The sequence below is a fragment of the Nocardia sp. GP40 genome (assembly GCF_050434125.1).
Taxonomy (GTDB): domain Bacteria; phylum Actinomycetota; class Actinomycetes; order Mycobacteriales; family Mycobacteriaceae; genus Nocardia; species Nocardia albiluteola.
The window spans coordinates 1-24,858 of record NZ_JBNPVW010000019.1; the positions used below are offsets into that span (position 1 = coordinate 1).

Consider the following 24,858-nt stretch of genomic DNA (forward strand, 5'->3'; position numbering starts at 1 on the left):
CTCTGGGCCCTGCTCCGCGACGGACGACACTTCACCGCCACACCGCCAGTTGCCGTGCGAGAGGCCATCCCTGCTTGACATCTTCATTGAGATTCACAGCGGGCGCGGCGGCGGTGGCGCAGCTCCAGATCGGGGAGCTGACCTCGGCTGGTGTTGGTGACGAACGCGGTCAACCGCAACCCGTCACGATCGGTGAACCGCAGCTGAGCACCGGGATGCGGCCTCTCCTTCCTGATGATGAGCCGCATGCCGGGCGGCCATCCGGTCAACTCGGTGATACCGGTAGCTTCGACGACCCGGGCGCCGTCGCGGACCTCGCCGTCGGCGTCGTAGGCCGGTGTCCAGTCCGCAGGCCAGAGGTGAGTGTCGATGGCTGCCACGATGTCGTCGGTGAGGGTGAACCCGCTCGAGTACTGCAACCGGCGGCGGTGGCAGTAGTCGAGGAATTCGTGGGTGCCGCCTCCGGAGTCGGTGCGCACCAGCACTTTCCGTCCGACCCGCCACGCCGGCCGCCACGGCAGCTGGGAGAGGGCATCGTGGAGGACTTGTTTGTGGTCGGCGGCGGTATTACTCCCGGCATTGCCCGGCCGCAACATCGCTGCGGCGGGATCGCCGGTGCCGGTGGCGCCGTGGTCGATGAACGCCCACAACGGGTGGAACCCGAAGCCCCGCTTGAACGTCGGGGCCGCGTTTTCCTTCTCCGAATGCGCGTCGGTCAAAGTGGCATCGAGATCGATGGTCAGCGGATGCTCGGCATCGATACCGTGTCCGGGAGCGTGCTCGGCGGCCAGCGCCCACGCGTGTGCGCGTGCCTCGGCGCGCGCAGAAGCGATGGCCGACAACACCTTCGGCGTGTCAGCCGCCAGAACAGCAACCAGACGCGACACGGTCGGATCCGACGCCACCAGCCCGAAAACGCCCGGATCGGCCCGCAGCACCGCCAGATCCGACGCACAGTCCCCGCCGACCGCCAGCGACGCCGCCAGATCCAGCACGATCTTGCCCGGATCGTGCGTGGCCAACCGCTTACGCCACGGCGCCAACGCCTTCGACAAGCCCTTGACCAAGCCGACCCGCTCAGCGGTACGCACCAGCAGCACCGACCCGGCCTGCGACACCACCCCCGAACCGTCACCGTCCACAGCCAACGCCGGATACGGCGAGATAGACTTCCGCACCGGAAGGGTGCTCCTCACTCGCGATGATTTTTCCCTCAGCAAGAAGAATTATCGCAGGTCGGAGCGCCCTTCTTCATGTCCCGTGCACGCTGTCACCAATTTCGGTGAATCCGTGGTCTTAGTGATGGCTCGTCGCCTCGAACTCCGACCGCTTCTGGTACCGGCCGATCAGGTAGAACACGACACCGATTCCGAGGAAGAGCACAAGCGGCACAACCTGGGTCACCTCGTAGGCCATGCGCTGACTGGTGAAACCGGCAGGAAGCGAATCGTTCGGAGATCCCTGGGATCCGAACCAGCCGACGCCGATCCCCGGCCACACCAGCTGGCAGAACGCAAACATTGCAATCACCGTTGCGAGTGCCGAGGCGACGTATCCGCCGATCGTTCCTCCGGGGATCTCGAAGGGGCGGGGCGTGTTGGGGAACTTCTTGCGTAGCACCGGCAGCGCGGGAAACACGGCCATGTAGGCGATGACCGTCATCGAGATGGCGAGGTTGAGGCCTGCGCTGAAGTACTGGCCGGTGTCTCCCCCGGTGAGGTTCAGTGCGGCGACCATGACGATCGTCGCGAGGATCCCGGACAGCACGTTGATACGGACGGGTGTGCCGAATCGCTTCGAGATGACGCCGAAGTACGCCGGTCCGGTGCCGTCTGCGCAGGCGACCGCCTGAGCGCGGCTCTCGCCGAGCGCCCAAGCCACTCCACTTGTGAACAGGGCGATGATGAGGCCGAGGGCGCAGACAAGGCCGATTGCCTGGCCGGCTCCGGTCAGTTCGGACGTCCCATCAGCGTTCACGTGGCCGCCGTAGATCGTGAACACGGCCTTGCACGCATCGATGAAGCCGCCGAGGTGACTGACCTGTGCCTGCGGAAGAACAACCAGGATGCCGGCGATCGGGGCAGCAACCATGAGGAAGGAGGTGAGGCCCGATCGGAGCACACCCAGTGGGATGCTGCGTTGCGGATTCTCCATCTCTTCGGCTGCCGAACTCGAGACTTCAAAGCCGACGAACGTGAACACAATCAGGGGAACCAGGGCGACGAAGCCGAGGTAGGTCGGGCTGAAGTCTGAGAAGTGCAGCGGCTGAACACCGTTGATGATCCCGTACGCAAATGTGGAGATGAAGAAGAACCCCAGGAGCACGATCCGAGCAATGGCACCGAATGTGGGCACCCATTTGCCGACCTCGAGCGACACCGAGGTCGACAGGATGCCCGCCCAGATGAAGATCAGTCCGGCGATGTACTTCCACGCGCCGGGAAGCGGGTGCACGAATGTCTCGAACGTGGCCATGCTGACCACGCAGAGTGTCCCGCCGACCCACACGGGGTTCGACAGCCAGTAGACCAGCTGGGCGACGCCAGCGACGAACCGGCCGAAGGCCAGTCGCGTCCAGGTGTATTGCCCTCCCTCGATCGGGTACGTCGCGCTCAGCTCCGCAACAATCAATCCGTACGGAACAAAGAACAGTGCGGTAAGGATCAGCAGCCAGGTGAATGCCTCGTGTCCCGCCGCGGCGATTGAGCCGATCGCGTCGAGGCCGACGAGCGAGCACAGCAGGAGGAAGAAGACGTCGAACCGTCTGAGCCCGCGTTTGAGCTTCGCCTTCTCCTCGACAAGTTCCTCAGTGGAATCGATGGTTGCCGTATCGAACACGATGATTCTCCTCGAGATCTAGAACTCGCAATGGTGCAACCGCAAGAAGCACTACCAGCTTCGTCTACGGGACCGGCCGTCGGCTGACTGTGCAATCAGTCAACGTGGCTACTGTGCGACCTGGATCACATCTCTGTCAACCCCCAATCCGGGACACCTCCCACTGAAGGCCTGAACCGGCGCGTAACTTGGCCGTGTGGGAAGCCCGAAGAAAGACACCAGAGACCGGCGGCGCGAGATCCTCGCGACCACCCTAGACCTCGTCACTGCGTCCGGAATCGAGCGTTTGCGAGCGACGGACATCGCGGAGGCGCTGGGCATCAGCACGGGGCTGATCTTTTACCACTTCAAGACGCTCGAGAACGTCGTCATCAGTGCGTTCAAGCTCGCATCCGAGCGCGACCTGGACAACCTCGAGTCCGTTCTGGCCGCTACCGACGGGACCGTCGAGCACCGCCTCCGGATAGTGCTGCACGAGTACGGGCCGACCGGCGTTGCCATCGGCTGGAGTTTGTGGATCGAGGCCTGGTCCGCCTGCCTCCGATTGCCCGCGCTACGTGAGGTGACCCAGCGGCTGGACATGCGGTGGCGGGAGGTGGTCACGGATCTGATTCGAGAAGGTGTGGCCAACGGCGAATTCACCGCAGGCGATCCTCGGGGCGCCGCCTGGCGGCTGACCGCGATGCTCGATGGGCTCGCCGTGCAGCTCGTGGCGCTCGACGGGGCAGTCTCCCGAGAAGACCTCTCCACCTGGATCGATCACGTGATCAAGTCTGAACTGGGTCTCTGACTCCAACCTGTTGGCGGAACGTTCTCCCTCTGCGTCACCCCTGCCCGATCCCGCCGAGCTCGTGGATCCAGCGCCGGATTTCGATGACGGCACGAATCTCTTTGCTGTCACCCCTTGACGGTGGCGGGCGTCACCTCGATACTGACTGAGCAATCAGTTAGATCGGATCGTGAATCGCGACAGGAGCCCGCCATGTCATTGACCCTCCCCAACGCCATCGGATCGACCATCGTCACCAACACCTCTGACGAACCATTCTTCGAGGTCACATGGCATGACCCCGACAGCGAAGCTGTGGGGTACCTGGTGATCGATCGCCTGGTGCGGGGCATCTCCAGCGGCGGCCTCCGAATGCGTGCCGGCTGCTCGCTGAACGAGGTTCGCGGGCTCGCGCGTGGGATGACCCTCAAGGAAGCCATCCACTACGAGGACAGCGCCAAGTACGTGCCGCTCGGCGGCGCCAAGGGCGGCATCGACTTCGACCCCTACCACTCCGACGCCGAGAAGGTGCTCGGCCGCTACTTGAGTGCCATGGCTCCGCTCATCGAGAAGCGCTGGACCATGGGAGAGGACTTCGGTGTTCGTCAGGAGTCGGTCGACCGCGCGATCAGTGAGATCGGGCTCTCGAGCTCCGTACAGGCCGCGTACCAGGTGATCGACGACCCCGCCGCGGCCGATTCCCGGATGAAGACCGCATTCGCCACGATCGTCGACGGCGTCAAACTTGACGAACTGGTCGGAGGATTCGGCGTCGCCGAGGCTGCTCTTGCCGCGATGGAGCGCACGGGCTTGGATCCGAAGTCGACCCGGGCCGTAATCCAGGGCTTCGGATCCATGGGCGGAGCGACGGCGCGATTCCTGGCCCGGGCCGGGGTGCGGATCGTCGGCATCGCCGACGTCCATGGTGTCGTCACGAACCCGAACGGGCTTGACGTCGAAAAGCTCCTCCTCACCCGCGACGCCACTGGTGGTGTGGACCGCACACAGCTCGGTGCCGACGATACGGAACTCTCCAGCGCACAGTGGCTTTCGGTGCCAGCGGAGGTGCTCATTCCCGCCGCCACCTCGTACTGCATCGATGAGTCGAATCACGGTGACGTACAGGCGAAGCTCATCGTCGAGGCCGCGAACATGCCAGTGACGCCCGCGGCCGAGGAAGCGTTGATCGCACGCGGAGTCACCCTCTCGCCCGACTTCCTCGCCAACTCCGCCACCAACTCCTGGTGGTGGTGGGTGCTGTTCGGGGACATCGACGGCACCGCGCAGCAGTCCTTCGACAAGATCAGCGCGCGTATCCGGGACCTCAGTGCGCAGATGTTCGACTACTCCGACCGTCATTGCGTCAGCCCGCGCGCCGCAGCTTTCGCCCTGGCCTCACAGCGGATCGAGCTGATCTCCCTGCAATTTCCCGCACTCTGATCATTGTGGCTGCGGAGTCGCTCAGAAACTAGCCGTTGCGGGTCCACGCACCCGCAACTGACGCCTCGTCGTCGCGTATACATCGGTCCCGCTGACCCTGGACGCGGTCGCCGCGGGCGAAGGGGGGAGCGTCGACGGAAATATCGACGAAGTGGCCGTTCTCCCTGATACCCAAGACAATTCCACGGCTGCCTCCGCCTAGTGCGCACGCCGTCCACCGACATCCACTCAGGAGCTAGTTGCTATGGCATTACCCGTGCCGCCGCAGACCGACACCGATCTGCGGGTCTTTCGAGACCCTGCCTCGGTCGCCGTCGTCGGCGCCACTTCCGACCCGGCCAAATGGGGGTACTGGCTAGCCAAGGGGGCGCTCCGCGGCGGCGACCGCCGCGAGGTATACCTGGTGAACCGGTCGAGGGCCGAGATCCTCGGCGAGGCGAGCCACAGCTCGCTCGGTGAACTCCCCAGTGCGCCCGAGCTTGTCGCTTTGTGTGTGCCGCCGCACCACATCGGTTCGGTTGTCGACGAGGGCTTGGCCCTGGGCGTGCGGGGCTTCCTCGGCATCACCGCCGGGGTACCCGACGAGCGGGCGATCGCGCGACGCATCGCCGACGCCGGCGCACGGGTCGTCGGCATGAACAGCCTGGGCATCTACGACAGCTCCACCGACCTGCAGCTGGCCTGGGGTCAGTTCACTCCCGGCCCGATCGCGGTGATCTCGCAGAGCGGTCAGCTCGGGTCCGAGATCGCGATCCTCGCGGCCCGCGCCGGCCTCGGCGTCTCGCGTTTCGTGTCCATCGGCAACCAGGTGGACGTCACCGCCGACGAGCTACTCGGCGACCTCATAGAGGACGAGCGCACCAGGGTGGTGGCGCTGTACCTGGAAAGCTTCTCCGCGGGAACCGTACTCATCGAGACGCTCACCCGGCTGCGGGAGGCCGGCAAGTACACCATCCTGCTCACCGTCGGTGGCAGCGAGGCCAGCTCACGGCTCGCCCGCTCACACACCGGCTCGCTGACCTCCAACCTGGACGTGGTGGACGCCGCTGCCCGGGCGGCGGGCGTGGTCCGGGTCAACACCCCGAGCGAGCTGGTCGACGTGGCGCGGATGCTTCTTGCGACCTCGCTTCCCGCGGGCAACCGGGTGGCCATCGTCGGCGACAGCGGCGGGCAGACCGGCATCGCCGCGGACGTCGCCGCCGCCGCGACCCTGCGGGTGCCCGCGTTCTCCCCCGAGTTAGAAGCCCAACTCGCGCAACTCCTCCCGGACGGCGCCTCGTGCAGCAATCCGGTGGACCTCGCGGGGTCCGGCGAAAAGGACCTCGCCTCGTACTCCGATGTCGTCTCGCTCCTGCTGTCCTCGGACGAGGTCGACGCCGTGGTACTCACCGGATACTTCGGCACCTACGGCGTGGACACCCCGTCCCTGGCAGACCGGGAACTGGAGATCGTCGACGCGATGGGCACCGCGGTAACCCACACCCGAAAGCCGCTGCTGGTCCACACCATGGTCGACGGAAACCCCGCGACCGAGGCCATGCGGACCCACCTAATCCCCAGCTACGGGAACATCGAGACCGCGATACGGTCGCTGGCCGACGCCGACCGGCTCGCCCACGCCGGTCGCGAGCTGACGAGGCCCGTCGAACGCACCGACCACCTCGGCACCGGATACCTGAACGCCCAGAAGCTGCTGGCGGACGCCGGGATCCGATTCCCCCGAGGTGTTCCGGTGTTGCGCCGCGAGGACCTCGAGACCGCCGACGCGCAGCTCACCGCCCCGTTCGTGCTGAAGGCCAGCTGGCTCGACCACAAGAGTGAGGTTGGCGGCGTCAAGGTCGGACTCAGCGACATCGACACCGTGACCGACGCATTCGACACGATGTACGCGGCTCTCGGCGAGGGCGACTACGTGCTAGAGGAGCTCGACACCCGCCCGCACACCGTGGAGATCCTGCTCGGCGCGCGCCGCGACCCGGACCTCGGCCCCATAGTGGTTGTGGGTGCGGGCGGCACCGAGGCCGAGGTGTACCGGGACGTGGCCGTCGAGATGGCCCCGGTGAGCACCGGCACAGCGCACGCCATGCTCGAGCGCCTCAAATGCGCTCCACTGCTGCAGGGTTGGCGCGGCAGGCCCGCCGTCGACGTCGAGGCGCTCGCTGCCGCGGTCGCCGCGGTGTCCGAGCTGGCCGCGTCCCATCCCCACATCTCCGAGATCGAGATCAATCCGCTGCGCGTCGGCCCGGACGGCGTGCTCGCCGTCGATGCGCTCATCGTCGAAGACCACCGCTGACTCCCCAGACAAGGAATGTTCATGAGAGCACCAGACATCAGGTCCGAGTTCGCCGATCACGTGGCCGTGGTCACCGGCGGCGGCTCCGGCATCGGGCGCGCCATCGCCGTGCGCTGGGCCGCCGCGGGCGGAACCGCGGCCGTGCTGGGGCGACGCGAAGAAGCGCTCAATGAGACCGTGGCCCTGGCCGAGCAGGCGGGCGGCAAGGCGCAGGTGATCACCTGCGACGTCCGCGATCCGGGCGCGGTCGATGCCGCCATCGACTCCGTCGTCGACCGCAACGGCCGCCTGGACGCGCTGGTCAACAACGCGGCAGGCAACTTCGTGGTGCCCGGCGAGAACCTGTCTCCGAACGGCTGGAAGGCCGTGATCGACATCGTTCTCAACGGCAGCTTCTACTGCACCCGCGCGGCGTCGCGGCACATGCTGCCTGCGGGCAAGGGGTCGATCCTCAACGTGATCGCGACCTACGCCTGGCACGGCCATCCCGGCACCGTCCACAGCGCCGCGGCCAAGGCGGGCGTGGTCGCGATGACCCGCACACTGGCCGTCGAGTGGGCTGCACGCGGGGTCCGCCTCAACTGCATCGCCCCCGGACCCACAGAGACAGATGGCGCCGGAGCCGCGCTGTGGCCCACAGAGGAGGCCAGGGCCCGGGTGCTCTCCAGCGTTCCAGCGGGCCGGTTCACCACCCCGGAGGAGGTGTCCGAGTCCGCGGCGTACCTGCTCTCGGACCGTGCCTCCTACGTGACCGGCGACGTGCTCGTCGTCGACGGCGGCCAGTGGCTCGGCAAAGCCATCTATACCGACCCCACCAAGAGAGCCCAAGCATGACAATCGCTTTTCAGTCCGGCGGGCAGGCGCTCGTCGCGGCGCTCGTCGGGCACGGCGTCGACGTCGTCTTCGGCATTCCCGGCACCCACAACCTGCCGATCTATGCGGCCCTCGCCGATTCGGGCGTGGTGCACGTATCGCCCCGCCATGAGCAGGGCGCCGGATACGCCGCGGACGGCTACGCCCGGGTCAGCGGCAAGCCCGGCGTCTGCATCACCACCACCGGCCCGGCGATCCTCAACGCCGCCGCCGCCGCGGCGCAGGCATATTCGGACTCGGTTCCGGTGCTGTTCATCGCGCCGGGTCTGCCCCTCGGGCATCCCAGTAACGGCAACGGCTACCTGCACGAGGTGAAGAACCAGCTCGGTGCAATGGATTCCATTGTGGGGCACAGCCAGCGGGTCACCAGCGTGGAGGAGATCCCGCTCGCCGTGGCACAGTGCTTCGCCGCGATGACCGCGGGACGTCCGCGCCCCGCGTACCTGGAGATCCCACTTGATCTGCTCGATGCCAGCGCGGAGGTGGAGGCGGTCGCCCCCGTTGAGGGCGCCGTCGCCGCGCCCGCCCCGGATGCGCTCCGCCGCGCCGGCGAGCTGATCGCCTCGGCCCAGCGCCCGCTGATCATCGCCGGCGGCGGTTCCTCCGCGGCGGCCACCGAGCTGCGCGTGTTCACCGAACGCCTGGGCGCCCTGGTGATCACGACCGCCAACGGCAAGGGCGTGCTCTCCGAGGACCATCCGCTCTCGCTCGGCGCCGGCCTGCACCATCCGACGGTCGCCGAACTGGTCGCGGACAGCGACGTCGTCATCGCCGTCGGCACCGAGCTGGCCCCGTCGGACCTTTGGATCGGACCGCTGCGCGCCGACGGCAAGCTGATCCGCATAGACATCGATCCGACCTCGGTGTCGACCAATGCCCAGCCGACAGCAGCTCTGGTAAGCGATGCGGCTGAAACTCTCGCCGCGCTGGGTGACTACATCGACCCGTCATCCGGTGGCGGGCAGGAACGGGCCGCCTCCTGGCGCTCGCGGCTGCGGGCCGACGCGCAGCGCGAGGGCAAGCGCTACCTCACGCTGTGCGCCTCGCTGGACAAGGCGCTCGACGAGGGCGCGATCCTCGCCGCGGACAGCGCGATGGCCTGCTACTACGGCGCGCTGTCGAATCTTCCGTTGCACCGGCCCCGTGCATTCCTTTACCCCACCGGCGTCGGAACGCTCGGCTTCGGCCTGCCGGCCGCGATCGGCGCCAAGGTCGCGGCCCCGGACCGCCAGGTCGTCGCGATGCTCGGAGACGGCGGCGTGATGTTCACGATTGCCGAGCTGGCCGCGGCCGCAGAGGCGAGGCTGGCGATCCCAGTCATCATCGTCGACAACGGCGGCTATGGCGAGATCCGCAACGAGATGGTCGACCGCAACGAGGCCGTTCACGCGGTGGAACTCGGCGCACCCGACTTCCCCGCGCTCGCAAGGGCCCTCGGCTGCCACGGCGTTGCACTGGACTCCCCGACTCAGGTGGGGTACGCGGTCACCGCGGCACTGTCCGCGGACCGTCCCACCCTGATCCATGTGCGTGAGGGCGACGAGGAGTAGTAATGAACTGGATGCGTAACACCGTCCTCATCGGCGGTAAATGGCAGGAGTGCCCCGAGGTCATCGCGGTATACAACCCGGCGACCGAGGAGATCATCGGCCAGTCCGCCGCCGGCACCGTGGAGGACGTGGATGCCGCGGTGCGCGGGGCCCGTGCGGCCGGAACCAATTGGGGACGCAGCACTTCCGCCGAACGGGCCGACGTTCTCGATTCGCTGCACACCCGCCTGCGGGCCGACCGGCAGCAGCTGATCGACGCCACCGTGGCCGAGGTCGGCGCGCCGGTGGCCGTGGTCGAGGAGGCGCACGTCGACCTCGCGATCGAGCTGATCGGCTCCTTCGCGAGGATCGCCCGCGAGGATCCCCTGCATACGATCGTCGGTAGCTCGACGGTGCTGCGGCGCCCTGCCGGGGTGATCGGCTGCATCACGCCGTGGAACTACCCGCTCTACCAACTCGCGGCGAAGGTCGGCGCGGCCCTTGCAGCGGGGTGCACCACGGTGATCAAGCCCGCCGAGTTGACCCCGCTGACCACCTACCTGTTCTGCGACGCCGTGCTCGACACCGAGCTGCCGCCCGGTGTGGTCAACCTCGTTCCGGGACGGGGCGCCGTGATCGGATCAGCCATCGTCGCGCATCCGGGCGTCGACGTGGTCTCGTTCACCGGCTCGACGCCGGTCGGCCGCCAGGTGGGCCGGGTCGCGGGCGAGCAGCTCAAGCGTGCATGCCTGGAGCTGGGCGGCAAATCAGCGAGCGTGGTTCTGGACGACGCGGACCTCAACGCCGCCGTCACCGCGAGTGTGGAGTCCGCGATGCTCAACAGCGGTCAGACGTGCAGCGCCTGGACACGACTCCTCGTGCCCCGCAGCCGGTATACCGAGGCAGTCGAGCTGGCCGCGGCACACGCCGACGCGATGGTCGTCGGCGACCCACTGGACCGGGGCACGCAGCTCGGTCCCGTGATCTCCGCCAAGCAGCGACGCTCGATCACGGACGCCGTCGAAGGCGCGGTCACCCGTGGCGCCCGGATCGCGGCGGGTGGCACTGAGCGGATCGCCGAGCGCGGTCACTTCCTGCAGGCCACGGTGCTCGCCGACGTGGACCGCGCGGATCCGGTGGCTCAGGAGGAGATCTTCGGTCCGGTTCTCGTCGTGCTCCCCCACGACGGCGACGAGGACGCGGTCGCCCTGGCCAACGACAGCGTGTACGGCCTCGCCGGCGCAGTGTGGTCGGGAGATCGCGACCGCGCCATCGCCGTCGCGGGCCGAATGGACACCGGTCAGGTTGACATCAACGGTGCCGACTTCAATCCCGTTGCGCCGTTCGGTGGTTGGAAGACCTCCGGGCTGGGCCGCGAACTCGGACGCATGGGCGTCGAGGAGTTCACCGAGCTCACCGCAGTCCAGCTGTGACCTCTACGGGACGCCGCCCGCAGATTCATCGTCCCCTCCCTCGTTGATCAACTAGCTAGCCAACCAAGAAAGGCCCATCATGACTACCACGCAGTACGACCCCTGGCCCCTGACCGCCGAGCAGCGCGAGATCGTCAAGCTGTGCCGCGACTTCGCAGAGAAGGAGATCCGGCCCCGCGGCCGCGAGGTGGACGAAGCCGACGTCGTCACCCCCGTCGACATCTTCAAGAAGGCCGCCCAGGTCGGGATCACCGACTTCATGATCCCCGAGGAGTTCGGCGGCGGCGGTTTCACCGACGTATTCACCCAGTGCCTGGTGCAGGAGGAGCTCTGCTGGGGCGATCCGGGCATCGGGAACCTGATTTGTTCCAACGGCTTCTTCTCCGACCCGGTGATGGCCCTCGGCAGCGACGAGCAGAAAGAGAAGTGGCTGCGCCCGCTCACCGGCACAGACCCGGTGATCACCTCGGTCGCCACCACAGAACCCGGATCCGGATCGGACGCCGCGTCCATCATCACCACCGCGACCAAGGTCGACGGTGGATACAAGATCAACGGCCAGAAGGCATGGATCTCCAATGCCGGCGCCGCCGATCAATACGTGGTTTTCGCCAAGACCGACCGCAACGAGCGCTCGAAGGGCGTCACCGCGTTCCTGCTTCACAAGGACACGCCCGGATTCTCCTGGGGCGAGCCGATGAAGAAGATGGGCCAGCGCGCGATCGTGTGCCGCGAACTGTTCTTCGATGACGTGTTCGTGCCCGAGGAAGACAGGCTCGGCGAGGAGGGTCGGGGCTTCTACGGGTTGATGAAGACCTTCGACATCTCCCGCACCGTCCTCGGCGCTGCGGCCGTCGGTGCCGCCCGCGCCGCGTACGAGTACGCCCTCGACTACGCCCGCACCCGCAAGCAGTTCGGCAAGCCGATCATCGAACATCAGGCCGTCGCATTCCGGCTGGCGGACATGGCAACCCGGATCGAGACCTCCCGACTGATGGTGCTCAACGCGGCCCGTGTCATCGATGGCGGCGGCGACTCAACGGGCTTGGCTGCGATGGCGAAGCTGACCGCCTCGGAGACCGCGACGTTCGTGACCTGGGCGGCAGTGCAGACCCTCGGCGGCTGGGGTTACTCCCGGGAATTCCCCGTCGAGCAGTGGTCGCGCGACGTCCGGCTCGAGGAGATCGAGGAAGGCACCTCCGACATCATGCGACTCGTCATCTCCCGGAACCTCGGGTGACTCGCCGCCCAAGCACCGGTGGGGTGGTACGACCCGACGACCAGCGCGTCGCCGGTGCTTGGGCGAGCGGGGTCGCGTCGGCTGTCGCCTACGGTCTGACACCGACCGTCGCGGTGCTCGCGTACGGCGAGGGAGTATCCCCTGCTGTGCTGGTTACGCTGCGCGGTCTGTTCGGTGCCGTCCTCATCATGTCTTTTGCGGCGGTCACCGGCCGCCTCCGGGATCTCCCACAGCGCGCCGCGCTGGGCCTGACCTTCGTGTGCGGAACCATCTCCGGGCTGCAGATCCTCGCCTACTTCGCTGCGGTGCGCTCCATCGGCGCACAGGTGGCCATCGTGCTCGTGCACATCTATCCGATATTCGTGCTGCTATTCGTGTGGTTGGCCACCAGGAAGCGGATCGGGATGCCGGTGATCGCGTTGTGCGCATCGATGATGAGCGGAATCGCACTGGTCGCCGGGTCCGGCTCGGCCACCATCACCGCCACCGGGGCGGGGATGGCCATGCTCAGCGCGGCCTGCTACGCGGTGTACCTGGTACTCGGCGAGGGCTGGGTGCGCCAGGTCGGCGCGGTCGTCGCCGCTGGGCTGGTGACTGTCGGGTCCACGATCGCGATCGGAATCATCGCGGTCGCAACGCATCAGGACTCCGCGCTGTCCTTCGGCGGTTGGCGCGCGGTGGCGTTGCAGGGCCTGTTCCTGATCCCGATCGGCGTCGGCGGGGCGTTCTACGCCGTACGCCGCCTCGGATCGGTCCCGATGAGCCTCATCGGTCTGCTTGAACCCATCGTCGGCGTCATCACCGCCGCGATCGTGCTGTCCGAGCGGCTTGGCCTGTTGCAATGGGCGGGGGTAGCCGTGATCCTCGCGTCCTGCTCGCTCCTGCCGTGGGCCACGAGATGGCGCAAGAGGCCGCACTCCTCGAATCACACCGAACGCCCAGCTACGGTTCCCATTGACAACACGACACGTCCAAGGACTTGTGATCCCAGCGTTGAAGCTGACACCGAGCTAGATCCTGCAGGCCCGTTGTAAGGTCGTGACCCACTCCGCCAGCGCGGCCAAGGCCAAACGCTGCGACCGTCCTCGAACACACATGTTTGGACTTAGCATCCCGATCCGCGATCGGGTGCTGTAGCTGATGCTGTACGAGACAGCACCACACGCCGATGCGGTACTGGCGTTCAACATCGAGGACTGCGATCTCGACAACCGCCGCGCCAAAATGAACTTCGGTCGGGTCCTCACGCGCTCTTTGTCCACGGTGGAGAACACTCCGCACGACGGGACGCCGCCACCGTTTCCTCATCGGTGGCCAACTTCACCAGTCGGGTGCTGCCAGGCTGCTGGGACACGCCGACCGCCCGTGCACGAAGCATCCACGGCCGTTTCGCCGATGATCCAGTTTTTCGCGGCTAGGGTGTTCGCGCGGACCTGGTTGATCGGGTTGTGGCTGCGTTCGTTGTCGTAGATGTCGGCGATCCGGCCGTCGTCCATCCGCCACAGCCCACTGGGTGCCACCACCAGCACCCGTCCTGGCGGGTATGAAATCCTTTGACCTCCACCGCGATGCAGCGTTGTGGTGTCCAGATCAGCCCGTCGATCTGACGGGTTGACACCTCAGCAGGATGTACACGTGCACATATGCACCCGTTCGACCGGGTGAGGCCGAGGACACCGCTTGAACACGTGAACCAAGGACGTTCTCGTCGACTCCGGTGCGCTGGCGGCGCGGACCAGCGACCTGGAATAGCGTGCGACCCAAACAACCTGGACCTGGTCGGGTGATGCGCTGCCCAGCTGGTAACGTCCTGATGGCCCACTCCTGACCGCGAAATATCGAGGCTAATACCTGTCCGGCCGGGCGAAGCATGCGGAGCATCCCGTCACGATAACGGCCTCGGCCGCGCTGCGATGCCCGATCTCGGGGACCCGCGTGTGTATTCGGTTGTCGGCGAACAGGGTCGGGTCCCCCTGGGTATGGCATGCCGAAACCGCATGGCGCTGCAGCAATCCGACGACACCAATCTGCGCTACCCGTCATCAGGAGGGCCTCCTGAACGACGCTCGTGCCGGCCGCGGGCGTGCGACCGAAGGGCGAACTACAGCACGAGATCGGTCAACTGATCCCAGTCGATGTGGATGCGGATCGGGAGGTCAACGGCGAATGCGGTGCCGGACTTGAGCACGCGAGCGAGTCGGTAGTGGCCGACGCTGTGATCGAGTCCATAGGTCTCGATCGAGGTCACATCGGTGTCCGACACGCTGACCAGCCAGTACCACGGAATTCCGGCTGCGGCGTACTCGCCCATCTTCTCGAGCCGATCCGTCTTCACGTTGCTCGGTGAGATGATCTCGACCGCGATCTTCAGATGGTGCGCAGGCACCGGACGTACTTCCGGTGGCACGCACTCGAACAGTGCGACATCGGGGCGCCGGATGGTCGCGCGCGGCACCTCCCACAGCACCACATCGAAGTCCTGGTTGGTATCCAGGCAGGCAGACGGATCTTCGGCCATGTACTCCCGAGCCGCCGCTTCCAGCATGCCGTGCAGGCGGAGCGCGGCCTTCTGGTGTGCGCGACTCGGCGATTCACATCGAACGGCGTCCCCGTTGACCACCTCGACCAGACGGCAGAACTCCTCGGGGAGTTCGCGCCAGATGTCGAGGGTGATCGGCTCCGGCTGAACGTTCTCCGGGCGCGCCCAATCGAAGATCGGTGACATGCGTCGAATTCTAGAGGTCGCCACGTCGGATGGGCTGAGAGTTACCGCTTGCGGATCCGCGGGCGGCTCGGTGGCGGGCGCGGTCGTGGGCGATGCGGAGCAGGTCGCGGGTTGCCGCTTCGGATTCGAGGCCCGGGTTGACCACCGCGAGCCATCCGGCTGAGGCGTAGGTCGGATGGGGGAGGACGGTGTCGTCCCGGGCGTGATCGATGTCGGCGTGGGCTGCCTCCCGCGGGGTGCGTCCGGTGCGGCGGGCGAATTCCGTTGTGCCCGCGGCGATGTTCACGCGGAAAGTGCCGGGGCGGTCCAGGCGTGAGGCGGTGTCGTCGGGGTAGTTCTTGGTCACGATCGTGGCGAAGGGCTGGGCGGCGCTCGGGGTGGCGCCGTCGGCCGTGTAGTAGAAGAAGGTGTCGCCCCAGGCGATCTCCGGGGAGCCGTCGCCCGGCTGCGGGCGCATGACGAGGACGTCGCCGAGGCCGGCGACGAATTCGATGATGTTATCCATGGTCATGGTTCCAGACTGTCATTGAGTCACCCAGTGAGGCTTGCAGCTCATCTCTCGCCTACTCGAGATGAAACCCTCAATCCTTGGTTGGGCCCGACTCGTCAGCGTCACCCAACCCGGCCGCCCTTCGGTGCCGTCGGTGACCGGTCGGAGTGCCCTTGCCACGATTCTCCCTCCGTAGTACCGTCCAGACAGATGTCCATACGGGTGGATACCGTAGTGCGGAAGGGTTGTGCGATGACGCTGGTCAAGCCGCGGCAGGTGTCCGGGGGAGGGCACGAGCACGGGCATCTGGAGGAATTCCGCACCGATCCGATCGCCCTGATGCGGCGGGTGCGCGAGGAATGCGGGGATGTCGGCTCGTTCCGGCTGGCCGACAAGGACGTCATCCTGCTCACCGGGGCCGAGGCGAACGAATTCTTCTTCCGCGCAGGCGATTCCGATCTGGATCAGGCCGCGGCCTATCCGTTCATGAAGCCGATCTTCGGCGACGGCGTGGTGTTCGACGCCAGCCCCGAGCGCCGCAAGGAGATGCTGCACAACCAGGCGCTGCGCGGCGAGCACATGCGCGGGCACGCGGAAACCATTGCACGCGAGGTCGATTCGATGCTCGCCCGCTGGGGCGAGGAGGGCGAGATCGACTTGCTGGAATTCTTCGCCGAGCTGACCATCTACACCTCCTCGGCCTGCCTGATCGGCAAGAAGTTCCGCGACGAGCTCGACGGCCGCTTCGCGCACCTGTACCACGAGCTCGAACAGGGCACCGACGCGTTGTGCTACGTCGACCCGTACGCGCCCATCGAGAGCTTCCGCCGCCGCGACGCGGCCCGCGCCCAGCTGGTCGAGCTGGTGCAGGAGATCATGGACGGCCGCATCGCGAATCCGCCGCAGGGCGAACAGGATCGGGACATGCTCGACGTGCTGGTCTCGATCCGCGACGAGGCCGGGCAGCTACGCTTCTCGGCCAGCGAGATCACCGGCATCTTCATCTCGATGATGTTCGCCGGGCACCACACCACCTCGGGCACCGCGGCCTGGACGGTGATCGAACTGCTGAGCCACCCCGAGCAGATGGCGGACGTGGTCGCCGAGCTCGACGAGCTCTATTCCGACGGTCAGAGCGTGAGTTTCCATGCGCTGCGCCAGATTCCGCGCCTCGAGGCGACGCTGAAGGAGACGCTGCGGCTGCATCCGCCGCTGATCATCCTGATGCGGGTGGCCCGCGACGAATTCGAGGTGTGCGGAAACCGCATCGCGCCAGGCGATCTCGTGGCGACCACGCCCGCGATCTCGAACCGCATCGCGACGGATTTCCCCGATCCGGACCACTTCGATCCGGGGCGCTACATCGATCCGAACCAGCAGGATTTACTCAACCGCTGGACCTGGATCCCCTTCGGCGCGGGCCGGCACCGCTGCGTCGGCGCGGCCTTCGCGACGATGCAGCTGCAGGCGATCTTCTCGATCTTGTTGCGGGACTGGGAGTTCGAGATGGCGCAGCCCTCGGGCAGCTACCGCAACGACCACTCCAAGATGGTGGTGCAGCTGCGGCAGCCCTGCGCCGTGCGCTATCGCCGCCGCAGGCGCTAGGCATCGGCTCTGGCGGTGCCGCCCCAATACCGACCCAGTGATGCCGAGGGTGAGTCACCGTTGGGGATCTGGCGCAAATGCACGCGTACCCCCGGAATGCTCTCGGAGCGGGGGTTACGGTCCGGTGTCCGGGCGGTGCTCGTCGGCTTCGTCGTGTCGGCCGAGGGCGTCGAGGATGTCAGCGAGGGTGGTGCGGACGGCGTTCAGGTCAGCGGCGAATGCGGCGGGGTGAGCGTCGTGCAACCTCCACTCCCGACAGCCGGAGGCCGAGGTTGTTCAGCGATCGGGCGAGGTCGGGTTCATAGGGGTGGATCTAGATCACATTGGTTTAGTAGTTAGTAACTAGTAACTTATCGACCGTGGCTGAACGGATGAGCGGAACCGAACGACGCGCCCAGGTACGGGCGATCGCGGCGAAGGAGTTCGCGGAACACGGGTTGCATGGGGCCTCGACGGAGGCGATCGCGCGAGCGGCGGGGATCACGCAGGCGTACGTCTTCCGGATGTTCGGGACGAAGAAAGCCCTGTTCCTGGAGTTGGTCCGGGCGGCGTTCGAGCGTGTCGGCGACGGCATGCGAGATGCGGGCGCGGGGAAGGACAACCTGGACGCGCTCTCGGCAATGGGAGCCCAGTACTTCGACCTGCTGGCCGATCGCGTCGGGTTGTTGTTGCAGTTGCAAGGCTTCGCCGCCTGTGGAGACCCGGAAGTGCGGGACACGGTGCGGTCGTGCTTCGGACGGATGTGGGGGACGGTCGAGGACGGCACCGGACTCGAACCGGTGACGGTGAAGACGTTCCTGGCCTTCGGAATGCTGCTGAACGCCGGCGCCGCGATGGACGTCGAGCAGGTCGAGGAGGCATGGGCCGAGGGTGTTCGCACCCGGATCCAGTCCGGTCTCTTCGCGCACATCACCGCCGAGGTGAACCGATGAACACCCGTATTGATCCCCGCGACGACGTCTCCGCGCAGCGGGACGGACGGCTGAGCCTCGCGCTGGTGTGCACGGCGTTGGCGGGAGCGGTGATCGGAAGTGTCGGAGCGCCTCTCATCACCGCGGTCGCCACGGGCATGCACGTGTCGCTGGCCGCCGCGCAGTGGACCTTGACGGTGACCCTGTTTACCGGTGCTATCGCGGGCCCGGTGCTGGGCCGGCTCGGCAGCGGTCCATACCGCCGTGTCACGATCCTGGTCACGCTCGCCCTGGTCGCGGCGGGTGGGCTGCTCACGGTGCTCCCGCTGCCGTTCGCGGTGTTGCTGATCGGACGCGGTTTGCAGGGGCTCGCGGTCGCGGTCGGGGCGCTGCTGATGAGCGTCGCCCGCACACACCTGCCATCCGAGCGTTCGGCATCGACGATCGCCGCGTTGTCCGTCGCGACGACAGTAGGAATCGGAGTCGGCTACCCGGCGATCAGCCTGCTCGACCAGCTCGCGGGCCTGCGCGCCGCGTACGGACTGGGAGTCCTGGTGTCCGCCGCCGCGCTCGTCATCGCCTGGCGGACACTGCCTTTCGAGACGCCCGGTGACCTACCCCGGATCGACGTCACGGGCGCGTTGCTGCTCGCTGTCGGTACCCTCGGGATCCTCCTGGTCGTCGCCGAACCCTCGATATGGGCGACCCCGTGGCTGGCCGGTGGCCTCCTCGCCGGGTCCGCCGCGGTGCTGGCCGCCTGGGCATTCATCGAACTGCGCGCCACGGCGCCATTGGTGGACCTTCGGTTACTCGGTCAAGCGCCCGTCCTGCGCGCCAACCTGGCGATACTCGTCGCCGGAACAGGCTTGTACCTGCTGTTCAGCCTGTTCACCCGCTACGTGCAGACCCCCGCCGGCGCCCGCTACGGATTCGCACTTCCCGGCGTCGCCGCGGGTGCGGCGCTGATCCCCTTCTCGCTGCTCGGGTTCGTCGCCGGAAAATCGATGCCGCGACTCGTCGCGCGCATCACGGAACGGTGGACATTCGGGCTCTCGATCACGATCGCCGTCGGCAGCGCACTGCTGTTCGCGGCCGACAACCGATCGCTTCTGGCGGTACTCGCGGCGATTGCCCTCCTGGGCTTCGCCGTCGGCGGGGTCTTCGCGGTGATGCCCAAGCTCGTCCTCGTCGGTGTGCCCCAACAGGAAACAGCTAGTGTGCTCTCCATCAACCAGATCGCTCGCAGCATCGGAATGGCCGTCGGCAGTGCACTCGCCGGGTTCCTGCTCGCCGCCACCACCCCGAGCGGGGCGATGCTCCCCGCGCGGGACGGCTACATCACCGCCGCATTGTGGGCGCTACCGCCACTCGTCCTCAGCGCACTCATCATCGCTACCAACCGATCTGAACGTCGAGGGTCGACAACGTCCTGATCCGCAACAACCGGACTGCACAGCGCCGGGGTGCCTCCCGCTATCACCGGTCACCCCGGCGCTGTGACCGAACTACCTTGTCGTACATGCACTTCCGGACACCATCTCGATCCCGCCAGAGCGTCGAGCCGGCGTCGGAATCTGCTGCCTCGGCCTGATGGGTTGTGCCGGAGCCGATGTAGTCACTGTCGCCGATGAGTGTTACCGCCCGTATAGGGAGGCGGTAGTGCCCGGCGCGGTCAGGGAGCAAAGTCCACAGCGGGCCTGGGCGGGCGGCCCACCGCATTACTCGGGCCTCGGTTCAGCCGGAGGCTTCGGCCTGGTCGGCAACCCTCTGCTGGTAGTCGGCGAGCGCGACTCCATCGACCGCGACGAGGTCGGGCGAATGTTCGTGCTCGAAGGCGCGGTAGGTGCTGAGCGAGTCTGTGGTCGACGAGCGATATGGGCGTGGTGGGCGGGGACAACGACGGCCGACAGGTCGCCGCCTGTATCAGCCGGCGGTAGCATGTGCGGCGGTTCTGTTCGGCTGAACAGTGCCGATCGTTGGTGTGGAGGGGGAGCAGTGGGTTATCTGAACAATCAGCCCGGAGTGCCAGAACAACCAGGAATGCAAGGTGCCGGCCACCCACAGCCCGGCTATCCGAATCCAGCGGCGCCGCAGTCCGGTTATCCACAGCCCGGCTATCCACAGCAGGTCGGCCCACAGCCCGGAATGCCACAGCCCGGTTATCCGAATCCCGATGCGCCACAGCAGGCTTATCCCCAGCCCGGCTATTCACAGCCTGGTGCGCCACAGTATGGCGGTCCCCAGCAGAACGCCCCACAGCCCGGAATGCCGCAGCCGGGGTTTCCACGACCGAGCGGTTCACAACCGGGATATCCCCAGCCGGTCATGCCACGGCTTGATAGTCCACAGTCCGGGTATGCACATCCCGAGGCGGCGTCGTTCGGTGCGTCACAGCCTGGGCATGCGAATCCAGCTGTGCCACAGCAGGGTTATCCCCAGCCGGGTTCTTCACAGCCAGACGCTCCACAGTTCGGCGATCCCCAGGGTGCGATGCCGGAGGCTGATCATCCACAATCCGACTATGCACATCCCGGAGCGCCGTCGCCGGGAGCCTCACAGCCCGGCTATCCGAATCCTTCAGCCCTGCAACAGGGTTATCCGCAGCCCGATGGTCCACAGCTTGGCTATCCCCAACAGAACGGTTCGCAGGCTGGGTATCCCGGGCAGAACGTTCCGCAGTCCGGCTATCCCCAGCAGGGTGCTCCACAGGTTGGTTATCTGCAGCAGAATGGTTCGCAGCCAGGGTATCCCCAGCCAGGCCTTCCGCAGCCGGGCTATCCCGAGCAGAGTTCTCCGCAGCGGGGATATCAACAGCCCGGGGTGCCGCAGTTCGGTAATCCACAAGTCAGCCAATACCCAGCAGGTCACTCATACCCGATGGGCCCACAGGCCGGCCTCGCGCAACCTCCTGCGCCGCAGCGCGGTTATTCATTGCCGCCCAAGAGGGCGACGGCGCTGACGGCCGGAATATTGGCGCTCGTGCTGGCCGCCATTACCGGCTTTGTCGCTGTGGAGACCCTTTTGAGGGGGAACAACTACGGCCACCCGCACTATCTGCACAGCTGGACTGTTGCGGTTCGGGTTGGCGGCGGTTGTGAGGCGTTAGTCGCGCTGGCGCTGCTTATCGGTGGTGTTCTGCTGCTCAGCCGAAAGAGCATCGGCCTGATCATGCTGAACATTGCCGGGGCTGTTGCCCTGTTGGTCGGATTGCAGTTGTCCCTCGGGATGGTCGTTCCGTCGGCCGTGTTCAGCTGGGAGCCCATGCCGGTTCGCAGCGCTCTCTACGCAGCTCCGCTGGACGCGGCGATTCCGGGAGCGGTTGTGGCACTGGCACTGCTCATCTTCGCCAATGTCCGATCGACCCGGCTCTGGGTTGCGGCCACCACGCCGAAGCATGGCCCGGACTACGGGCGGCCGCCGTATCCGCACGGGTGAGTGTCTGCTGAACTTTTGCAACGGACGTGCCCGGCTCGCGTTGTTGTCCAGATGGGCTGGGCTCAGGCCCTTGAAACCACACAGTTGCAGGCGAATCCGATGGTGACATCGATCGGCACGGCCAGATCCCGGAAGATGCCATTGCCGGGTGTGGTGCGGGAGAGTGCATCCGCAGCCAGGATCATCGCCGCCCCGGTCCAGGTAGTGCGCTCCTCGGGCCAGCGTTTGCCGTCGGCGAAAACCAGGCCGGTCCAATAGGATCCGTCTTCCTCGCGTAGGTGCTGCATGGACGCGAGAAGGCGGTGGGCGCGGTTATGGTCGCCGACAGCATCCAGAGCAAGGACCAGTTCGCAGGTTTCGGCGCCCGTCACCCAGGGGCGGTCGCCGACGCAGCGGATGCCGAGGTCGCCGACGACGAAATCGTCCCAGCGCGAATGGATTCGGACCATCGCGTCGGGGCCCTCGTAGGCGCCGCACAGGACCGGGTAGTACCAGTCCATCGAGTAGCGGTCCTTCTCGGCGAACGCCTCCGGGTGATGCCGGATCGCGTGGCCCAGGCGTAGTGCGGCGACTTCCCATTCGGGCTGGGCGATGCCCAGCAGCCCGGCCAGGGCCAGGGCGCAGCGGATGCTGTGGAACATGCTGGCGCAACCGGTCAGCAGCGCCTCGGGGACCACGCCACTTCCGTCGCGCAGCCAGAAGATCTCGCCGTTTCGGCCGCGCTGCATCGACACGACGTAGTCGATCGCGGCGCGCACGGTCGGCCACAGCCGCGCACCGAAGGCGCGGTCGCCGGTGCTGCACACGTAATGCCAAACGCCGGTGGCGATGTAGGCGCAGAAGTTCGTGTCGGTCTCGGGATGTTCGACCGCACCCGAACGAAACTGCTTGGGCCAGGAACCATCCCGCCGCTGAGTGCGCGCCGACCAGGCATAGGCCGCGCGCGTCTGCTCGTACAGGCCCGCAACCGTCAGCGCCATCGCATTCTCGATGTGATCCCACGGATCGGTGTGCCCGCCGGCGAACCAGGGCAGCGCACCATCGGATTCCTGCTGTGCGGCAATGGATTCAGCGGTCCGCCGGATCTGCGCCGCACTCACCGCACCAGGCACCGAGGGCAGTTCAGAATGCCGCACGCCGCACCGCGGGCTTGGTGAAGTACAGCGCCACGCTTTTGCCGATCAGCGGATCCAGCGCGGATTCCGCGAATCGAGTGAGCCAGGGCCGCTTCATCATGTCCCACACCAGCATTCGGTGATATCCCGACACCACGGGGTGGTTCTCGTTCGAGACGCCGACCAGGCACTTGAGCCACCAGTACGGCGAATGCAGCGCGTGAGTGTGCGCGCTGTGCACGAAACGCATGCCCCGCCCGGCGATCTTGGTGCGCAGCGCATCGGCCTGGTAGATCCGCACGTGCCCGCCCTCGTTGGCGTGGTATTCGTCCGAGAGCAGCCAGCAGATCCGCTCGGGCAGCCAGCGCGGCACGGTCACCACCAGCGCGCCGCCCGGCGCGGTTATCCGTACCAGCTCGGCAATCGCGCGCTCGTCGGAGGGAATGTGCTCGAGGATTTCCGAGGCGATGACGACGTCGAATTCGCCGTCCTGATACGGCAGCGCGAGCGCATCGCCCTGCACGGCCTCGGCGGTGGCGTGCTCGGGCGCCTCACCCGCCTCGGCCATCGCGCCGAACATGATCTTGACCTGTGCCAGATCGTCGGCATTCTGGTCGAACGCGACGACGTCCGCACCGCGGCGGTAGGCCTCGAACGAGTGCCGCCCGAGGCCGCAGCCCACGTCGATCACGCGGGTGCCGGGACCGACGCCCAGGCGGTCGAAGTCGACTGTCAACATGTGTGAATCTCCTCGTATTGTGCGCCATCTGTTGTGGATCGCCCGGCCGCCTGTTCTGCTCGGCCCTGCCAAGTGAGGTGGTCAGCCCGCCTCGCGGTGTGCGGCCGGGCCTTCGGCTGACGACTCGAGGGCGCGGGAGAAGCTCGCGCGGCGTTGTCCCCGCACGCCCTGCGGCACTCCCGAATCCGCCGCATGCCGGTGGATGGCCCGCTCGTATACCGAAATGGTCTGTGCGGCAACGGCTTCCCAGCTGTAGACCGACAATGCCCGCCCGCGCCCGGCGGTCTCGAGCTCTCGCCGCAGCGTGGGGGTGTCCAGCAGCCGCCGCAGCGCGGCGGTCAGTTCGTCGACATTGCCGGGCTCGACGAGATGCGCGCAGTCGGCGACGACCTCGGGCAGGGCCCCCGCACGGCTGGCGACCAGCGCGGTTCCGCTGGCCATAGCCTCCACCGCCGGGAGCGAGAAGCCCTCGTACATCGAGGGAATGCAGGCGATCTGCGCCGAGGCCAGCAACTCGGCCAGCTCAGCATCGCTCAGACCGCTACTGGCGGTGACGATATCGGACAGGCCGAGCTCGGCGATCAGCTTCTCGGTGGGGCCGTTCGGCTCGAGCTTGGCGACCAAACGCAATTCCAGTGGTCCACCCGAAAGTCGCAGCCGCGCAACGGCGTGCAGCAGATGCGAGATGCCCTTGAGCGGCTTGTCGGCGCTGGCCACCGCGACGATCCGGCCCGGCACCCGCTCCCCGCGTGGACGGAACAGCTCCGTATCGACGCCCAGCGGCACCACCCGAAGCTGTTCCGGCGCAACGCCGAAGTCCTCGGCGATATCGGTGGCCGACGACGAGGACACCGTGATCAGATCCGGAATGGTCCGCGCCACCTTCTTCTGCATCCCCAGGAATCCGTACCAGCGGCGCACGAACGGCCGCCGCCGCCACGGCGCGGCCGCCAGATCCACCGCGCGGTCCCGGGTGATCGGATGGTGGATGGTCGCGACCAACGGCAACCGCCGGGCGATGTCCAGCAGCCCGTAGCCCAGGCACTGGTTGTCGTGCACCACATCGAAATCCGCCGCGCGCGTGCGCAACAGCCGCGCCGCCCGCAGGCTGAACGTGCGCGGCTCGGGGAAGCCCGCGGTCCACATGGTGCCCAGCTCCAGCAGATCGATCCGGTCGCGGATCTCCCCGGGCCGCGGCGTCCGGAACGGATCCTCGTCCCGGTACAGGTCCAGGCTGGGCACCTCGGTCAGCCGCACGCGCGGGTCCAGCAGCTCCGGATACGGCTGGCCCGACAGCACTTCCACCTCGTGCCCCAGCTCGGCCAGCCCGGCGCTGAGATAGCGGACGTACACCCCCTGCCCCCCACAGTGGGTCTTACTGCGGTAGGACAGCAGGGCGATACGCACGCTCTCGGCTCACTCT

The 24,858-nt window shown here is 66.9% G+C and carries 21 protein-coding genes and 1 pseudogene; 12 read left to right on the forward strand and 10 right to left on the reverse strand.

Features of this window, described 5'->3' with window-relative positions:
* Positions 1–86 precede the first annotated feature (86 nt).
* Both ABH933_RS39360 and ABH933_RS39365 read right to left on the reverse strand, forming a co-directional pair.
* Positions 87–1,178, reverse strand: a pseudogene (locus ABH933_RS39360) (IS1380 family transposase); the annotation flags it as partial.
* Positions 1,179–1,296: 118 nt separating this feature from the next.
* The gene (locus ABH933_RS39365) at positions 1,297–2,838 is read right to left on the reverse strand and encodes an APC family permease (RefSeq protein WP_429426791.1); all 1,542 of its coding nucleotides are present in this window, start codon (positions 2,836–2,838) and stop codon (positions 1,297–1,299) included.
* Between the two features lie 196 nt (positions 2,839–3,034).
* Between ABH933_RS39365 and ABH933_RS39370 the strand changes: the two genes are divergently transcribed.
* The 8 genes from ABH933_RS39370 to ABH933_RS39405 all read left to right on the forward strand — a co-directional run bounded on the left by ABH933_RS39370 (position 3,035) and on the right by ABH933_RS39405 (position 13,449).
* Positions 3,035–3,628, forward strand: coding sequence for a TetR/AcrR family transcriptional regulator (locus ABH933_RS39370; protein WP_429426794.1), 594 nt, complete (start codon positions 3,035–3,037; stop codon positions 3,626–3,628).
* A gap of 192 nt (positions 3,629–3,820) precedes the next feature.
* Positions 3,821–5,047 carry a Glu/Leu/Phe/Val dehydrogenase dimerization domain-containing protein gene (locus ABH933_RS39375; protein ID WP_429426796.1) on the forward strand — a complete coding sequence of 409 codons (1,227 nt, stop codon included), beginning with the start codon at positions 3,821–3,823 and terminating at the stop codon, positions 5,045–5,047.
* 244 nt (positions 5,048–5,291) lie between these two features.
* Positions 5,292–7,340 carry an acetate--CoA ligase family protein gene (locus tag ABH933_RS39380; protein ID WP_429426798.1) on the forward strand — a complete coding sequence of 683 codons (2,049 nt, stop codon included), beginning with the start codon at positions 5,292–5,294 and terminating at the stop codon, positions 7,338–7,340.
* A 21-nt stretch (positions 7,341–7,361) separates the two neighbouring features.
* Positions 7,362–8,174, forward strand: a complete 813-nt coding sequence (locus tag ABH933_RS39385) for an SDR family oxidoreductase (RefSeq protein ID WP_429426800.1) — start codon at positions 7,362–7,364, stop codon at positions 8,172–8,174.
* Positions 8,171–9,763 (forward strand): thiamine pyrophosphate-binding protein, encoded by a 1,593-nt coding sequence (locus ABH933_RS39390; protein WP_429426801.1) that lies wholly within the window; start codon positions 8,171–8,173, stop codon positions 9,761–9,763. Before ABH933_RS39385 ends, ABH933_RS39390 begins: the two co-directional genes overlap by 4 nt.
* Positions 9,764–9,765: 2 nt before the next feature.
* Positions 9,766–11,175 (forward strand): aldehyde dehydrogenase family protein, encoded by a 1,410-nt coding sequence (locus ABH933_RS39395; RefSeq protein ID WP_429426803.1) that lies wholly within the window; start codon positions 9,766–9,768, stop codon positions 11,173–11,175.
* Positions 11,176–11,254: 79 nt separating this feature from the next.
* Positions 11,255–12,415 (forward strand): acyl-CoA dehydrogenase family protein, encoded by a 1,161-nt coding sequence (locus ABH933_RS39400; RefSeq protein WP_429426805.1) that lies wholly within the window; start codon positions 11,255–11,257, stop codon positions 12,413–12,415.
* Between the two features lie 23 nt (positions 12,416–12,438).
* On the forward strand, positions 12,439–13,449 hold the full coding sequence (locus ABH933_RS39405; protein ID WP_429426807.1) for a DMT family transporter: 1,011 nt from the start codon (positions 12,439–12,441) through the stop codon (positions 13,447–13,449).
* 270 nt (positions 13,450–13,719) lie between these two features.
* On the opposite strand, the gene ABH933_RS39410 is transcribed toward ABH933_RS39405, so the two are convergent.
* The 3 genes from ABH933_RS39410 to ABH933_RS39420 form a co-directional block, all read right to left on the reverse strand.
* Positions 13,720–13,944, reverse strand: coding sequence for a hypothetical protein (locus ABH933_RS39410; RefSeq protein ID WP_429455246.1), 225 nt, complete (start codon positions 13,942–13,944; stop codon positions 13,720–13,722).
* Between the two features lie 572 nt (positions 13,945–14,516).
* Positions 14,517–15,140: a Uma2 family endonuclease gene (locus ABH933_RS39415; protein WP_429426812.1), complete on the reverse strand. Its 624-nt coding sequence runs from the start codon at positions 15,138–15,140 to the stop codon at positions 14,517–14,519.
* A 10-nt stretch (positions 15,141–15,150) separates the two neighbouring features.
* Positions 15,151–15,651 (reverse strand): DUF6194 family protein, encoded by a 501-nt coding sequence (locus ABH933_RS39420; protein ID WP_429426815.1) that lies wholly within the window; start codon positions 15,649–15,651, stop codon positions 15,151–15,153.
* A 231-nt stretch (positions 15,652–15,882) separates the two neighbouring features.
* Between ABH933_RS39420 and ABH933_RS39425 the strand changes: the two genes are divergently transcribed.
* The gene (locus tag ABH933_RS39425) at positions 15,883–17,235 is read left to right on the forward strand and encodes a cytochrome P450 (protein WP_429426817.1); all 1,353 of its coding nucleotides are present in this window, start codon (positions 15,883–15,885) and stop codon (positions 17,233–17,235) included.
* A gap of 114 nt (positions 17,236–17,349) precedes the next feature.
* Here the strand turns inward: ABH933_RS39425 and ABH933_RS39430 are convergent, their stop codons facing one another.
* Positions 17,350–17,478 carry a hypothetical protein gene (locus tag ABH933_RS39430; RefSeq protein WP_429426819.1) on the reverse strand — a complete coding sequence of 43 codons (129 nt, stop codon included), beginning with the start codon at positions 17,476–17,478 and terminating at the stop codon, positions 17,350–17,352.
* A 116-nt stretch (positions 17,479–17,594) separates the two neighbouring features.
* Here ABH933_RS39430 and ABH933_RS39435 point away from each other — a divergent pair, with 116 nt between their 5' ends.
* On the forward strand, positions 17,595–18,167 hold the full coding sequence (locus ABH933_RS39435; protein WP_429426822.1) for a TetR/AcrR family transcriptional regulator: 573 nt from the start codon (positions 17,595–17,597) through the stop codon (positions 18,165–18,167).
* Positions 18,164–19,579, forward strand: coding sequence for an MFS transporter (locus tag ABH933_RS39440; protein ID WP_429426824.1), 1,416 nt, complete (start codon positions 18,164–18,166; stop codon positions 19,577–19,579). Before ABH933_RS39435 ends, ABH933_RS39440 begins: the two co-directional genes overlap by 4 nt.
* Before the next feature lie 1,144 nt (positions 19,580–20,723).
* Here the strand turns inward: ABH933_RS39440 and ABH933_RS39445 are convergent.
* Positions 20,724–20,999, reverse strand: coding sequence for a hypothetical protein (locus tag ABH933_RS39445; protein WP_429426826.1), 276 nt, complete (start codon positions 20,997–20,999; stop codon positions 20,724–20,726).
* Positions 21,000–21,023: 24 nt separating this feature from the next.
* On the opposite strand from ABH933_RS39445, the gene ABH933_RS39450 reads away from it, so the two are divergent.
* On the forward strand, positions 21,024–21,581 hold the full coding sequence (locus ABH933_RS39450) for a hypothetical protein (protein WP_429426829.1): 558 nt from the start codon (positions 21,024–21,026) through the stop codon (positions 21,579–21,581).
* 62 nt (positions 21,582–21,643) lie between these two features.
* On the opposite strand, the gene ABH933_RS39455 is transcribed toward ABH933_RS39450, so the two are convergent.
* The 3 genes from ABH933_RS39455 to ABH933_RS39465 form a co-directional block, all read right to left on the reverse strand.
* Positions 21,644–22,717 carry a prenyltransferase gene (locus tag ABH933_RS39455; protein WP_429426831.1) on the reverse strand — a complete coding sequence of 358 codons (1,074 nt, stop codon included), beginning with the start codon at positions 22,715–22,717 and terminating at the stop codon, positions 21,644–21,646.
* Positions 22,704–23,435: a methyltransferase domain-containing protein gene (locus tag ABH933_RS39460; protein WP_429426834.1), complete on the reverse strand. Its 732-nt coding sequence runs from the start codon at positions 23,433–23,435 to the stop codon at positions 22,704–22,706. Before ABH933_RS39460 ends, ABH933_RS39455 begins: the two co-directional genes overlap by 14 nt.
* A gap of 81 nt (positions 23,436–23,516) precedes the next feature.
* On the reverse strand, positions 23,517–24,842 hold the full coding sequence (locus ABH933_RS39465) for a glycosyltransferase family 4 protein (RefSeq protein ID WP_429426836.1): 1,326 nt from the start codon (positions 24,840–24,842) through the stop codon (positions 23,517–23,519).
* Between the last annotated feature and the right edge of the window lie 16 nt (positions 24,843–24,858).